This is a genomic window from Silicimonas algicola (genome assembly GCF_003148765.1).
Lineage (GTDB): Bacteria > Pseudomonadota > Alphaproteobacteria > Rhodobacterales > Rhodobacteraceae > Silicimonas > Silicimonas algicola.
In genome coordinates, this window is sequence record NZ_QGGV01000003.1 from 268,364 (window position 1) to 281,461 (window position 13,098).

Here is a 13,098-nt window from a genome sequence, read left to right on the forward strand (position 1 = left end):
GAGCCATGCTAGACACGCCTCAGGATCAGGTCGCTGGGGTGTGTGAGACAATGGTACGCAAGCTTTTCGGAACCGACGGCGTGCGCGGGCGCGCCAATTCCTTCCCGATGACCGCCGACACGGCGCTGCGCCTCGGCGCGGCGGCTGGACGCTATTTCCGGCGCGACGGCTCGGCCGCGCACCGGGTTGTCATCGGCAAGGACACCCGTCTGTCGGGCTACATGTTCGAGAACGCGATTACCGCGGGGTTCACCTCGACGGGCATGAACGTGCTTCTGCTCGGCCCCGTGCCGACGCCCGCCGTTGGGCTTCTGACGCGGTCGATGCGCGCCGATGTGGGCGTGATGATCTCGGCCAGCCACAACCCGCACGAGGACAACGGCATCAAGTTCTTCGGGCCGGACGGCTTCAAGCTGTCCGACGAGGCGGAGTCCGAGATCGAGGCGATCATGGCGGGCGAGATCCAACCTGCCGATGCCGGCAACATCGGCCGGGCCAAGCGGATCGACGACGGTCTGCACCGCTATGTCGAGCGGGTGAAGTCGACCTTTCCGCAGGATCTGACGCTGGACGGGCTGAAGGTGGTGGTCGATTGCGCGAACGGCGCGGCCTATCGCGCGGCGCCACAGGTGCTGTGGGAACTGGGCGCCGAGGTCATTCCTGTCGGCGTCACGCCGGATGGCACCAACATCAACGCGGGCTGCGGCTCGACCGACACGCGCCTGGCCGCCGAGACGGTCGTGACGCACGGCGCGGACGTGGGGCTCTGTCTCGACGGCGATGCGGACCGCATCATGATCCTCGACGAGAACGGCCGCGTGGCCGATGGCGACCAGGTCATGGGCCTTTTCGCGGCCAGATGGGCCAGCGAGCAGCGTCTGAAGGGCGGCGCCTTGGTGGCGACGGTCATGTCGAACCTGGGGCTCGAACGCTATCTGCAGGGCAAGGGGCTCGAGTTGCGCCGGACTGCCGTGGGCGACCGCTATGTCGTCGAGGCGATGCGGTCGGGCGGCTTCAACCTGGGCGGCGAGCAGTCGGGCCATATCGTGATGACCGATTACGCGACGACGGGCGACGGGCTTCTCGCCGGGCTTCAGTTCCTGGCCGAGATGCAGCGCACGGGCCAGCCCGCGAGCGCGCTGCGCCAGGTCTTCGAGCCGGTGCCGCAGAGGCTGAAGAACGTGCGTTACGCCGAGGGGGCCGCGCCGCTGGACACGGTGTCGGTCAAGACGGCAATCGCCGAGGCGGAGGCGCGTCTGGAAGGTCACGGGCGGCTTCTGATCCGGAAGTCGGGCACCGAGCCCCTGATCCGCGTCATGGCCGAGTGCGAGGACGATGGCCTCCTGACGCAGGTGATCGACGACGTCGTGCGCGCAGTCGAGGCGGCCTGACCGGCTCAGCCCCGGCCGAACATCCGCTTGAGCGCGCCCCACTGCGACAGCAGGACCCCGGCGAGGATCAGCGCCATGGCGCGAAACAGCGTCGGCTCCGCCTCTTCGTTCAGGATCAGGACGCCCAGGATGACCGACCAGAGAGGCACCATGTAGTTGGTCAGCGACATGAACGTCGGCCCGGCCGAGCGGATCACCACGATCCTGAGCAGGTTCGCCGCTGCCGTCTGGACGAGGCCGAGGGTCACAAGCACCGCGATGACCTTGCCGCCGGGGACACCGGGCAGGCCCTCAATCCAGAGCGCGGCGATCGTGACGAGAGCGCCGCCGATCCAGAGCGTGACGGCGGATAGGCCGACCGGGTCGACGGGCGGGATGCGGCGCATCAGGACCGACGAGACGGCATAGCAGGCGGCAGCCCCGAGGCAGGCAAGCTGGCCCCAGATTTCACCCTGGCGACCGGTCGAGGCCATGGCTTCGGGTCCGATCAGCACGACGACGCCAGCGAAGCCGACGAGGAAGCCTGTCGTGCGTCGCAGCGTCATGCGTTCGCCCGGCACGAAGACGTGGGCGAGAGGCAGAACCATGAGCGCGACGGCGGCCATCGAGACGCCCGCGAAGCCCGACGTCACCACCTGCTGGCCCCAGCTTATCGCCATGAAGGGGAGGGCCGAGCTCATCGCGCCGACCGCGAGGAGAAGGGGCAGCGGCGCGCGGGCGGGCGAGGTGTAGAATGTGCCTCCCCGCGCGCGCCAGACCGCCGTGGTGACGGCACCGGCGAGAAGGATGCGCGAGGAGGCGAGCCAGAACGGGCCGATGCCCGCCAGCGCCAGCTCGATGAACAGGAACGACGCGCCCCAGACGAGGCCAAGTGCGAGGACCGAGATCCAGCTCGATCTTGTGATCGTGGGTGTGTCGGTCATCCGTTCAGCGCGCGGCTGTCCTGGGGCGCCTCGTCGCGCTCGGTCATGCCGTAGTCGCGGATCACGCCGGCGATGCGCAGCCGATAGTCGGCGAAATGTTCGTGGCGTCCGGCGCTTTGCGCCGCCCGGTGGCGCGGCCTCTGCCGCCAGGCGTCCAGCGCGGCCTCGTCCTCGAAGAACGACAGCGACAGCAGTTTCTCAGGATCGGTGATGCTGCGGAAGCGTTCGACCGAGATAAACCCCGGATGGCCCGTCAGCTCCTCGCGAAGGCTGGCAGCGATGTCGAGATAGGTGTCGACGTGGCCGTCCTTCGGCCAGACTTCGAAGATGACGGCGATCATGCGGGGTCTCCGTGCGGGGCGGACGCGAGCGTCAGGAAGGTGCGGTCCTCGCGCAGGATGAAGCGTTCGGACCGGGCGAAGTCGTAGTTCTGCCGCCCGAGCGGGTCCTCCGCAAGCCTCTTGCGGTAGGCCTCGTAGGCGGCGAGAGAGTCGACGTTGTAGATGCCGTAGGCGAGCGTGGCAGAGCCTTCGTGCGGGGCGTAGTAGCCGACGAGGTCGGCGCCGCAGCGCGGGATGCACTGGCCCCACGTCCGGGCGTACTGCGCGAAGGCCTCGCGGCGGTTCGGGTCGATGTGATAGCGGATGACGCAGGTGAGCATGGGGTGTCCTTCCATTGTTCGCCCTGCCTATCCCGTTGTGCGGCGCGGATGCTTTGGCTAGGACCGAAGCATGAGAGAAGGCCCCGACATATCGCGCCTCGCCGCACTCATCGGCGATCCGGGTCGCGCGGCGATGCTGGTCGCACTCATGGGCGGCCAGGCGCTGACGGCGGCCGAGCTTGCCGCCGAGGCGGGGGTGACGGCGCCAACGGCCAGCGGGCATCTGGCGCGCCTGTCCGATGCAGGACTGCTGACGGTCCGCAAGCAGGGACGGCACAAGTATTTCGCGCTCGCCTCGGCCGAGGTCGCAGCGGTGGTCGAGGGGCTGATGGGCCTCGCCGACAGCCACGGGCTGACGCGGACACGGCCGGGCCCCCGCGACGAGGGGATGCGCGAGGCGCGGGTCTGCTACAACCATCTCGCCGGGCGGAGAGGGGTGCAGATGTACGACAGCCTCGCCGCGCGCGGGTTGCTCGAGGTCGGTGCGGAGGGGCTGGTCCTGTCGCAGGCGGGACGGGTTTTCGCCGGCGGTCTCGGGGTCGATGTAGGGGCGCTCGAGACGGCGCGGACGCCGGTCTGCCGCGAGTGCCTCGACTGGTCCGAGAGACGCAGCCACCTCGCAGGGTCGCTCGGGCGGGCGATCTTCGCCCGGATGGAGCGGGGCGGGTGGATCAGGCGCGACGGGGAGAGCCGGGCGGTGGTGTTTTCGCGGTCGGGCCTCGGGGAGTTCGAGGCGGCGTTTCCGGTGTGACGACGTAGAACAAGGGGCTGAGGCCCAGACCTGCAGCCGCGGATTCACGACCGAATCCCCGATTCAAGAGCGTTCTATGGACTTGAAACCGCAACTCGCCCAATATGATCACTTGGCGAGACAATTTCGCTCAACCCGAACAATCTTGCGAGGGGGCTCACATGTCGGCGGACAAGACAGTCGCGGAGTCATGTCACGAGCTTGCATCCGCGTGGCAGGCTGGAACGTACGAATGGTGGCCATCTGCCGACCGCTTGAGCTGGTCGCCCGAGTTGATCCGCCTCTACGGCCTGAAGCAGGCCCCCACAGCGGAGGATGGGTTCTCGGCGCTCGTTCATCCAGAGGACCGGGTCCGGGTCGAGGGGGAAACCTCCACCTACCTCGGATCAGACCTCACGACGTACAGCCATAGTTTCCGGATCGTGAGGCCAGACGGCGCCGTACGCGTCATGCTGGATCGAGGCGTCATCGACAGGGACGCTGCCGGGAACGTCCGGGTCATTCGCGGACTCAACATCGACGTCACCGATCAAGCCCGCGCCGGCTTTTCGATGCAGCACGGCGCTGCGGCAGGCGTTGGCGGGCAGCCGGAGCAGGCCCACCTCGCGCCTCACGCCGTGCCGACGGGCGTCTTCGAATGGGACATCCGCGCGGACAAGGTCCAGCGCATCGCGAGCGATTATCCGGGGATGCCGAAAACCGAAGGAGCGCCCGAGACGTTCGAACATGTGGCCAAGGCCGTTCATCCCGCCGACCGCGAGGCATTTCGGGCCGCCGTCACGGCCGCGCTGACGTCCCCCGACGGCAAATACTGGTCGAGACATCGCTACGCCGGTCCCAAAGGAGCAGAGTGCTGGTTCGTCGAGAACGGGCGTGTCGAATTCGATACCGATCGTACGCCCATTCGCATGATCGGCTTTGCCCACGCCATTCCCGAGCAAGAGCACCCGGGACAGGAGCCGACCGACGCCGACGCCGTCCTGGCGGCGCTGTTCGGCGGCGCACCCGTCGGCCTCGGGGTCTGGGACAGCGAGTTCAGGTTCCAGTACGTGAATCCCATGCTCGCAAGCATCAACGGCCTGCCTTCCGACGTTCACATCGGGCGTCGGCCGGACGAGCTCCTGCCGGATCTCGTGGATTTCGAGAGGCTCTACCGCCGATGGGGCGAAATCCTCGAGACAGGATAGCCTTGGCACGGGGTCGAGATCAGCGGAGAGACGCCAGCGGAACCGGGACGCCTGCGCCATTGGGAAGAGCACTTCTTCCCGGTGCGCGTCGACGGCCGGAATGTTGGCGTAGCGGCTGTCGTGCAGGAGACGACGCAGCGCAAGGAGGCGGAGGAGAAACGCCGCGCGAGCGAAGCGCGCTATCGCACCCTGTTCGACGCCATCGACCAGGGCTTCTGCGTTCTCGAGCTTCGCCTCGACGCGCCGGACGGACGCATCGATTACCGGGTCGTGGAGGCGAACCCCGCCTTCTACGACCGGACCGGGTTCCCCGAGGCCATTCTCGGCCAGTGGCTGCGCGAGGCGGCGCCGGACCTTGAGGACCATTGGTATGAAACCTACGGGCGCGTTGCGAGGACGGGCGAGCCGGTGCGCTTCGAGCAACGCTCGCAGATGCTGGGGCGGTGGTTCAACGTCTACGCCTTTCGGATCGACTCGCCGGAGGACCATCGCGTCGCCGTGCTGTTCAACGACATTTCCGACCGCAAGGATCAGGAAGAACTGAACCAACTGTTGATGCGCGAGGTCGATCACCGCTCCAAGAACATGCTGAGCCTCGTCCTGGCAATGGCACGGCACACGGCCTCGTCTGGCGCGGACGATTTCATGGAGCGGTTCAGAACACGCGTGCAGGCGCTGGCGGCCGCGCAGGACCTGCTGTTCCGGAACTCGCGGAAGACGGTGCAGCTCGCCGATCTCGCCCGGTCCCAGCTTGCGCATCTCGGCGATCTGATCGGCGAGCGTATCGAGGTCGACGGGCCGCCCCTCGCGCTCACGCCCGATGCCACCCAGGCGCTGGGAATGGCGCTCCACGAACTCGCCACCAACGCAGCGAAGTACGGGGCGCTCTCGAACGAGACCGGGCGCATCTCGATCCGCTGGACGTTGGAGGGGGATTCATCGACCGGCCGCAAGTTCACGCTGTCCTGGCTGGAGAGCGGCGGGCCGCCCGTCGCAAAGCCGGGACGGTCCGGTTTCGGTTCCACGGTGACAACCGGCATGGTTGAGAGAACCACAGGGGGGAAGGTGTCCGTCGATTTTGCGCCTGCCGGGCTTGCCTGGCGTCTTTCCTGCCGGGACGCGAAGGGTGTTGTCGGCTGATCGGCACGGGGCTCGGCGTCGACGCTGGTACGAGCAAGGGTCGCCTTTCCGTGGTCGTCGACGGTGCTCGCGTAAGGGAAGCAGGGCGCTGTCGGGCGGTCCCTGGCGCGAACCATCACAGCAAACGCAAAAGGCCGGGCGCTTGGCCCGGCCTTTCAAAATCCATGAAACCCGATCAGTTCCGCGCGCGGTCGACCATCTTGCCCTTCGAGATCCAGGGCATCATGCCGCGCAGCTTCTCGCCGACTTCCTCGATCTGGTGGGCGTCGTTGATGCGGCGCGTCGACTTGAACATCGGCTGGCCGACGGCGTTCTCTGTCATGAAGTCGCGGACGAATTTGCCGGTCTGAATGTCCGTCAGGATCTCCTTCATCCGCTTCTTCGTCTCGTCATAGGGAAGGACGCGCGGACCCGAGACGTATTCGCCGTATTCGGCGGTGTTCGAGATCGAGTAGTTCATGTTCGCGATGCCGCCCTCGTAGATCAGGTCGACGATCAGCTTTACCTCGTGGAGGCATTCGAAATAGGCCATCTCGGGGGCGTAGCCCGCCTCGACCAGCGTCTCGAAACCCATGCGGATCAGCTCGACGAGACCGCCGCAGAGAACGGCCTGCTCGCCGAAGAGATCGGTCTCGCACTCTTCCTTGAAGTTGGTCTCGATGATGCCCGAGCGGCCGCCGCCGATGGCGGAGCAATAGGAGAGGCCGATTTCCAGCGCCTTGCCGGAGGCGTCGTTGTCGACAGCGACGAGGCAGGGCACGCCGCCGCCCTTGACGTATTCGCCGCGCACCGTGTGACCGGGGCCCTTGGGCGCCATCATGATGACGTCGACGCCGGGCTTGGGCTCGATCAGGCCGAAGTGGACGTTGAGACCGTGCGCGAAGGCGATGGCGGCGCCGTCCTTGAGATTGTCGTGGACGTGGTCGCGATAGGTCTTGGCCTGAAGCTCGTCCGGCATGGTGAACATCATCAGGTCGCACCAGGCGGCGGCTTCCTCAATGCCCATGACTTTCAGCCCTTCGGCCTCGGCCTTCTTCGCCGAGGGCGAGCCGGGACGAAGCGCCACGGCGAGGTTCTTCGCGCCGGAGTCGCGGAGGTTCAGCGCATGCGCGTGGCCCTGGCTGCCGTAGCCGAGGATGGCCACCTTCTTGTCCTTGATCAGGTTGATGTCGCAATCGCGGTCATAGTAAACGCGCATGGGTTCTGTCCCCTCCGGTCGGTCTGGTCCCTGGTTCACGCGCGCTTCTAGCGAAATGACGCGCGGATGCAATGCGGGAATGGGCGGTCTTGTCTGCCCGCGCCGTTGCATCCGTCCCGGCCCGGCGCTAGGTCCGGCACAAGGTCAATGGAGGACACCATGACAGCGCTGAGACAGGACATCGACCCGGACGGGCTTCTGGAATATTCGGTCGTCTTCACCGACCGCTCGCTCAACCACATGAGCGCGGCCTTCCAGGGCGTGATGCGCGACATCTCGTCGATGCTGCGCGAGGTCTACAACGCCGACGCGGTGGCGCTGGTCCCCGGCGGCGGCACCTACGCGATGGAGGCGGTCGCGCGGCAGTTGGCCGGCGGCGAGCGGGTCATGGTGATCCGGAACGGCTGGTTCTCGTACCGCTGGACGCAGATCTTCGAGGCGGGCGGCCTGCCGTCGGACGAAACCGTGATGATGGCGCGGCGCACGGGCAACGATCCGCGCTCGGCCTTTGCGCCCGCGCCCGTGGACGAGGTCGTGGCGCGGATCGCGGCCGAGAAGCCGGCGGTGGTCTTCGCGCCCCATGTCGAGACGGCTGCGGGGATGATCCTGCCCGACGACTATATCCGCAAGGTGTCGGACGCGGTCCATGCCGAGGGCGGGCTCTTCGTCCTCGACTGCATCGCCAGCGGCACGGTCTGGGTCGACATGAAGGCCTGCGGCGTCGACGTGCTGATCTCGGCGCCCCAGAAGGGCTGGTCGGCCTCGCCGTCCGCAGGTCTGGTCATGCTGTCCGAGGCGGCGGTCGCGCGGGTCAAGGAGCGGACCTCGTCGTCCTTCGCCATCGACCTCAAGAAGTGGTTGTCGATCATGGAGGCCTACGAGGCGGGCGGCCACGCCTATCACGCGACGATGCCCACGGACGCGCTCAAGGGCTTCCGCGACACGATGGTCGAGACGAAGGCGATCGGGTTCGAAAAGCTCGCCCAAGCGCAGTGGGAGCAGGGCCGCAAGGTGCGCGCGATGCTCGAGGCGCGGGGCTTCCAGTCGGTGGCGGCCGAGGGCTTCCAGGCGCCGGGCGTCGTGGTGTCCTATACCGACGATCCGGCGATCCAGACCGGGAAGGTCTTCGCCGCCGAGGGCGCTCAGATCGCGGCCGGCGTGCCGCTGATGGTGGGCGAGGGCGAGGACTACCGCAGTTTCCGCATCGGGCTCTTCGGGCTCGACAAGCTTCTGGACGTGGACGCAAGCGTTGCGCGGCTGGAAGGTGTCCTGGACCGCGCCCTAGGGTGAACGCCGACCCGGCGTGGGCCGGGTCATTTGCGTATTTGAGGCAAGATGAAGGACGTCAGCCACCCATGCCCGCCCGCATCACGGCGTGGCGGAGGGGAGCGGCGTCGTGGATGAGGGCGAGGCCCAGGGACCGCAGCGTCTGAAGCGGCGGGGCGTCGGAGCGGCAAAGGCGGTTGTAGAGGTCGATGATGCGGGCGCGGGCCGCGATGTCGCGGGCGCGTGTCCGGGCGTAGGCGTCGAGCATCGCGTCGGAACCGAGGTCGGAGGGGTCCGCGCGGGTCAGGTCGAGGAGCGTGCGCACGTCCTGGAGCGAGGTGTTGAGGCCCTGCGCGCCTATGGGCGGCAGGACGTGCGCGGCCTCGGCGATGACGGCGACGCGGCGGGCGGTGAGCGCGGTGGCGCGTTGCGTGACCACGGGCCAGAGGGCGCGGGCGGTGACGGGCGTGAGCGGGCCGAGGACGCCGCAGGAGCGCACGGTGGCGGCCGCCCCGAAGGCGTCGTCGTCCAGCGCATGCAGCCGCAGCGCCTCGGCGCCGTCGTTCATCCAGACCACGGCCGAGGCGGGCCTTCCCTCATGGTCCGGCAGCGGCACGAGAACGAAGGCGCCGCCCGACAGGTAGAGTTCGGTCGAGACGTTTTCATGCGGCTTTTCGTGCGTGACGGCGAAGGCGAGCGCCTTCTGGCCGTAGCGCGTCGTCTCGACACCGATGCCCGCCGCCTCGCGCAACGGTGAGGCGCGTCCGTCCGCGGCGATGGCGAGGCGGGCCTTGAGGCGCGCGCCGTCACTCAACGTGACGAGCGCCTCGCGGTCGCGGGTGAGGATGGAGGCGAAGCCGGCGCCGAGACGGAGGTCGATGGCGGGGTGGCACGCCGCACGCTCGGTCAGGACGCGGCGCGTGAGCCAGTTGGGCAGGTTCCACCCGAAGGCGGGCTGGCCCAGGTCGGCCGAGGTGAAGGCGCGCTCGGTGCGGATGGCAGGCGGGTCGCCCGCGCAGTCCGCGACGCGCAGCGTCGCGAGTGGTATCGCGTCGGCGTCGAGCGGTCCCCAGGCTCCGATCTCGTCGAGAAGGGCGCGGGCCGGGGCGAGGAATGCGGTCGAGCGAAGGTCAGCCGTCGGATCGGCGGTGCCGGACGGCGGGGGCGTGGGATCGGCGAGCACGACCGAAAACCCGGCGTACGCGAAGCCCAGGGCAGCGGCTAGGCCGGCAAGGCCCGCGCCGGAGATGAAGATGTCCGTCTGCTGTGCCGCGGTCATGGCGTGGAGGTTAGCGCGCGTGGAAGGCCCGGAAAGGCGGCGCGGTGTCTCATGCGAGGGCCGCGAGGAAAGCCGCCAGATCGGCGGTGTGGTGGTGGATATGCGAGGCGGGCGCGGGCAGGGGGGCGACGTGGACGGTCATCATGCCGAGCCCGTGCGGCTCGGCCAGGTTGCGCGGATCGTCCTCGAACATCGCCGCGCGGGACGGCACGAAACCGTCGAGCGCGATGATGGCGTCGAAGGCCGCGCGTTCGGGCTTCGGAAGGAAGCCCGCGTGCTCGACCCCGTAGACGGCGTCGAAGAGAGGCGCGAGGCCTCGGGCAGCGAGGACGCGGCGGGCATAGGGTTCGGAGCCGTTCGTGTAGACGATCTTGCGCCCCGGCAGCCGCGAGATGGCCTCGACGAGGGCTGCGTCCGACACGAGGTGGTCGAGCGTGATGTCGTGGACATCCTCGAGGTAGGGCGCTGGATCGACGCCGTGTTCGCGCATCAGGCCGGCCAGCGTCGTGCCGTAGCGCGCCCAGTAGTCGGTGCGCACGCGGTTGGCCTCCGCCTCGTCGACGCCCAGGACGCGCGCGACCCAGGCGGTCATGCGGACCTCGATCTGGTCGAAGAGCCGCGCCTCGGGCGGGTAGAGGGTGTTGTCGAGGTCGAAGACCCAGGTCTCGACATGGGAAAAGGCGTCGCGGGACATGGGCCGGGTGTAGCGCGGGCGCGTGGGCGAGGGAACCTGCGGTTTTCGTCGCGCGCAGGCCGCCCCGAGGTTGCCACGGGCCGCGCCTGTCCCGTAACGTCCGCCCGTCGGAGGAGACGGCATGACATCAGATACCCGCGCGGGCCAGACTGACGCCTACCAGATGATCCTGAACGCGATCGACGGGGGCACCTATCGTCCCGGCGACCGTCTGGTGGAAAGCGAACTCGCGGACCGCTTCGGCGTGTCGCGGACGCCCATTCGCGAGGCGTTGCAGCGGCTCGAGACGCAATCGCTTTTGGCACGGGACGGGCGGTCGCTGGTGGTGGCCTCGCTCGACCACAACCAGATGGCCGAACTCTATGTCGTGCGCTCCGAGCTCGAGGCGCTGTCGGCGCGACTGGCGGCGCGGCACGCGACGGCCGAGGAGGTGAACCTTCTGCGCGAGATGGTGGCCGAGGACCGCGAGAGGGTCAGCGATCCGGCGGCGTTGGCGCGAACCAACCGGCGCTTTCACCGGCAGGTGCATCTGGCCAGCCACAACCGTTATCTCGTCCAGCAGCTCGACCTCGTCTATCGGTCGATGGCGCTGATGGCGACGACGTCGCTTTCGGCGAAGGGGCGCAGCCAGGTCGCGATGGACGAACACGCGGCCATCGTCGACGCCATCGCGCGGGGTGACGGCGACGCGGCCTACGAGGTGTTGAAGGGCCACATCAGCCGGGCCTTCGAGGCGCGGCTGCGGCAGGACGCCGACGAGGCGGCGAAGCGGGACGACCCGATGCATGAGTAGGGTGTGGCTGGCCTTCGCTACAGGTGAGCCTGAGACGCAGGCCGGCTGCGGTTAACGGTCAGCCCGTGCTGCGTCTTGTCCCAGTAGAACGGCCGCGTGACCAGCTCGGCCATGCCCTTCCACGAGGCCAGCGCGGCCAGCGGGAAATAGAGGTGCATGAGCGGCACCCACTTTATCAGCCATGACCCGCGCGGTGTCGCCACAGAGGCTGCGAGGATCGCCATGGTCGCGACCTCGCAGAAGAAGAACAGCGCGGCGAGGGCGGGCACGACGCCCGGCGGTGCGACGTGCGTCAGCGGGTGCGGCAGCCCGAAGACGATCAGCCAGAACGACCACAGCACGGGCGCCAGCACGAATTGGCTGAGCGTGCCGAGAAACAGGATCTGCACGCCGATGAAACGGAGCGGTCCGAGATCGCCGAGAAGCCGCAGGGGGTCGCGCATGTGGACGGCCCAGGTGACCCAATAGCCCTTGATCCACCGCGACCTCTGCCTGATCCAGGCCGGGACCGAGGCGGTCGCCTCCTCCTCGGTCACCGTGGGCACGAAGGCGCAGCGGAAGCCGTGGCGGGCGAGGCGGAGGCCCAGGTCGGCATCTTCGGTCACGTTCTGCGCGTCCCACCTGCCCAAGGACTCGAGCGCCGCGCGGCGGAAGAAGACGGTCGTGCCGCCCAGGGGAATGACGAACCCTAGGCGGACGAGGCCGGGCAGCACGAGGCGGAACCAGGCGGCATAGTCGATGGTGAAGCAGCGCGTCAGCCAGCTTTGTCTGGGGTTGTAGAAGTCGAGCACGCCCTGGAGACAGGCCACCTCGGGTCCGGCGCGCGAAAAGGCCTGGGCGATCTTCAGAAGCTGGTCGCGGGCAGGCCGATCCTCGGCGTCGTAGATGCCCACGATGTCGCCTTGAGTGAAGTCGAAGGCATAGTTCATCGCGCGGGGCTTGGTGCGGCAGGCGCCGTCAGGGACGCGGACGACCCGCATGAAGGGCGGCAGGCTCGCTGCGTCGAGAGCGTCTGCGGTCGCGGTATCGGACGCCTCGAGGATCAGGCAAACCTCCATCCGGTGGCGGGGATAGGCGAGCCGCCCGAGACGTTCGACGAGGCGCGAAGCGATCTCGGTCTCGCGGTAGAGCGGCACGAGAAGCGAGATGCGCGGCAGCGGGCCAAGCGGGGGATCAGGGCGCCGGCTGGTCCAGGTCCGCGCCATGCGGCGTGCGTGCCGGAACTCGACAAGTGCGCCAAGGCTGCGGAGAAGCGTGACCGAGACGAGGGTCAGCGCCGTCCAGGCCGCCAGCGCCAGGACGGCGGCGCGCGGCCAGGCGAGGGTCACGGCAAGGCCGAGGGACGCGACGAGAACGGCGATGGCGCCGGTGCGGGCGCCCGACCAGCCGCGGCAGCTTTCCCGGGCGGGCGTGCGCGTCTCGGCGCGGCGGGCGAGGTAGGGCGCGCGCAACCGCTCGATCTCGGCCAGGATGTCGCGTTCGGCTTTCCGCCGGAACACGACGGGGCCGAGGCGCGCGGTCAGCCCCGGCTCGAGCCGCGTGAAGACGTCGATGTCGGTGCAGGCGACGGGCGTGACCCAGCCGGCGCGCTCCATCGGCAGAACGCGCTGCGACAGGGCGGTCTCGAGCCCGATCCGGTCGAGCGCGCGGGCGTCGGCGCGACCGGCGGACGACGGGCCTGGCGCGCGGTCGAAGTCAGCGCGCGACGAGGGCGGCAGGCGAAGCGGGGTCTTGGGGCGCAGGGACGACAAGGGGGCACGGCACCGAAGGCGGAGATCTGTTGCCGCCTCCATCGCACCTCGTGGTTAAGCCGGA

13 protein-coding genes are annotated in these 13,098 nt (G+C 68.6%); 6 read left to right on the forward strand and 7 right to left on the reverse strand.

What is annotated here, in order from left to right; all coding sequences use genetic code 11:
* Nucleotides 1-50: 50 nt before the first annotated feature.
* Nucleotides 51-1,391, forward strand: coding sequence for a phosphoglucosamine mutase (gene glmM / locus C8D95_RS08675; protein WP_109758777.1), 1,341 nt, complete (start codon nt 51-53; stop codon nt 1,389-1,391).
* A 5-nt stretch (nt 1,392-1,396) separates the two neighbouring features.
* Here glmM and C8D95_RS08680 read toward each other — a convergent pair whose 3' ends face one another.
* Genes C8D95_RS08680 through C8D95_RS08690 form a run of 3 tightly spaced genes read right to left on the reverse strand, consistent with a single transcriptional unit; the run spans nt 1,397 to nt 2,975 of the window.
* On the reverse strand, nt 1,397-2,314 hold the full coding sequence (locus tag C8D95_RS08680; protein WP_109758778.1) for a DMT family transporter: 918 nt from the start codon (nt 2,312-2,314) through the stop codon (nt 1,397-1,399).
* The gene (locus C8D95_RS08685) at nt 2,311-2,655 is read right to left on the reverse strand and encodes an antibiotic biosynthesis monooxygenase family protein (RefSeq protein ID WP_109758779.1); all 345 of its coding nucleotides are present in this window, start codon (nt 2,653-2,655) and stop codon (nt 2,311-2,313) included. Before C8D95_RS08685 ends, C8D95_RS08680 begins: the two co-directional genes overlap by 4 nt.
* Nucleotides 2,652-2,975, reverse strand: a complete 324-nt coding sequence (locus tag C8D95_RS08690; RefSeq protein WP_109758780.1) for an NIPSNAP family protein — start codon at nt 2,973-2,975, stop codon at nt 2,652-2,654. The genes C8D95_RS08685 and C8D95_RS08690 overlap by 4 nt, the downstream gene beginning before the upstream one ends.
* Nucleotides 2,976-3,045: 70 nt before the next feature.
* On the opposite strand from C8D95_RS08690, the gene C8D95_RS08695 reads away from it, so the two are divergent.
* The 3 genes from C8D95_RS08695 to C8D95_RS08705 all read left to right on the forward strand — a co-directional run bounded on the left by C8D95_RS08695 (nt 3,046) and on the right by C8D95_RS08705 (nt 6,053).
* Nucleotides 3,046-3,726, forward strand: a complete 681-nt coding sequence (locus C8D95_RS08695; protein WP_109758781.1) for an ArsR/SmtB family transcription factor — start codon at nt 3,046-3,048, stop codon at nt 3,724-3,726.
* A 254-nt stretch (nt 3,727-3,980) separates the two neighbouring features.
* Nucleotides 3,981-4,913 (forward strand): PAS domain-containing protein, encoded by a 933-nt coding sequence (locus C8D95_RS08700; RefSeq protein WP_164721637.1) that lies wholly within the window; start codon nt 3,981-3,983, stop codon nt 4,911-4,913.
* A gap of 120 nt (nt 4,914-5,033) precedes the next feature.
* Nucleotides 5,034-6,053 carry a sensor histidine kinase gene (locus C8D95_RS08705; RefSeq protein ID WP_211312625.1) on the forward strand — a complete coding sequence of 340 codons (1,020 nt, stop codon included), beginning with the start codon at nt 5,034-5,036 and terminating at the stop codon, nt 6,051-6,053.
* Between the two features lie 175 nt (nt 6,054-6,228).
* On the opposite strand, the gene ilvC is transcribed toward C8D95_RS08705, so the two are convergent.
* The gene (ilvC, locus tag C8D95_RS08710; protein ID WP_109758784.1) at nt 6,229-7,251 is read right to left on the reverse strand and encodes a ketol-acid reductoisomerase; all 1,023 of its coding nucleotides are present in this window, start codon (nt 7,249-7,251) and stop codon (nt 6,229-6,231) included.
* A 159-nt stretch (nt 7,252-7,410) separates the two neighbouring features.
* Between ilvC and C8D95_RS08715 the strand changes: the two genes are divergently transcribed.
* A complete protein-coding gene (locus tag C8D95_RS08715) occupies nt 7,411-8,541 on the forward strand; it encodes an aminotransferase class V-fold PLP-dependent enzyme (protein WP_109758785.1) in 1,131 nt (376 codons plus the stop codon).
* A gap of 55 nt (nt 8,542-8,596) precedes the next feature.
* Here the strand turns inward: C8D95_RS08715 and C8D95_RS08720 are convergent, their stop codons facing one another.
* Both C8D95_RS08720 and C8D95_RS08725 read right to left on the reverse strand, forming a co-directional pair.
* Complete coding sequence (locus C8D95_RS08720) at nt 8,597-9,796, reverse strand: FAD-dependent monooxygenase (RefSeq protein WP_109758786.1); 1,200 nt, start codon at nt 9,794-9,796, stop codon at nt 8,597-8,599.
* A gap of 49 nt (nt 9,797-9,845) precedes the next feature.
* Nucleotides 9,846-10,490, reverse strand: a complete 645-nt coding sequence (locus tag C8D95_RS08725) for a pyrimidine 5'-nucleotidase (RefSeq protein ID WP_109758787.1) — start codon at nt 10,488-10,490, stop codon at nt 9,846-9,848.
* 121 nt (nt 10,491-10,611) lie between these two features.
* On the opposite strand from C8D95_RS08725, the gene C8D95_RS08730 reads away from it, so the two are divergent.
* Entirely contained in the window at nt 10,612-11,283 is a 672-nt protein-coding gene (locus C8D95_RS08730) for a GntR family transcriptional regulator (protein WP_109758788.1), read from the forward strand.
* A 17-nt stretch (nt 11,284-11,300) separates the two neighbouring features.
* Here the strand turns inward: C8D95_RS08730 and C8D95_RS08735 are convergent, their stop codons facing one another.
* Nucleotides 11,301-13,034: a glycosyltransferase gene (locus tag C8D95_RS08735; protein WP_241239861.1), complete on the reverse strand. Its 1,734-nt coding sequence runs from the start codon at nt 13,032-13,034 to the stop codon at nt 11,301-11,303.
* Between the last annotated feature and the right edge of the window lie 64 nt (nt 13,035-13,098).

What these genes read in the sequence shown, in the direction of transcription:
- C8D95_RS08680 (WP_109758778.1), bottom strand. Translation starts at nt 2,314, where the DNA reads ATGACCGACACACCCACGATCACAAGATCGAGCTGGATCTCGGTCCTC.
- C8D95_RS08690 (WP_109758780.1), bottom strand. Translation starts at nt 2,975, where the DNA reads ATGCTCACCTGCGTCATCCGCTATCACATCGACCCGAACCGCCGCGAG.
- glmM (WP_109758777.1), top strand. Translation starts at nt 51, where the DNA reads ATGGTACGCAAGCTTTTCGGAACCGACGGCGTGCGCGGGCGCGCCAAT.
- C8D95_RS08685 (WP_109758779.1), bottom strand. Translation starts at nt 2,655, where the DNA reads ATGATCGCCGTCATCTTCGAAGTCTGGCCGAAGGACGGCCACGTCGAC.
- C8D95_RS08715 (WP_109758785.1), top strand. Translation starts at nt 7,411, where the DNA reads ATGACAGCGCTGAGACAGGACATCGACCCGGACGGGCTTCTGGAATAT.
- C8D95_RS08720 (WP_109758786.1), bottom strand. Translation starts at nt 9,796, where the DNA reads ATGACCGCGGCACAGCAGACGGACATCTTCATCTCCGGCGCGGGCCTT.
- C8D95_RS08725 (WP_109758787.1), bottom strand. Translation starts at nt 10,490, where the DNA reads ATGTCCCGCGACGCCTTTTCCCATGTCGAGACCTGGGTCTTCGACCTC.
- C8D95_RS08695 (WP_109758781.1), top strand. Translation starts at nt 3,046, where the DNA reads ATGAGAGAAGGCCCCGACATATCGCGCCTCGCCGCACTCATCGGCGAT.
- ilvC (WP_109758784.1), bottom strand. Translation starts at nt 7,251, where the DNA reads ATGCGCGTTTACTATGACCGCGATTGCGACATCAACCTGATCAAGGAC.
- C8D95_RS08730 (WP_109758788.1), top strand. Translation starts at nt 10,612, where the DNA reads ATGACATCAGATACCCGCGCGGGCCAGACTGACGCCTACCAGATGATC.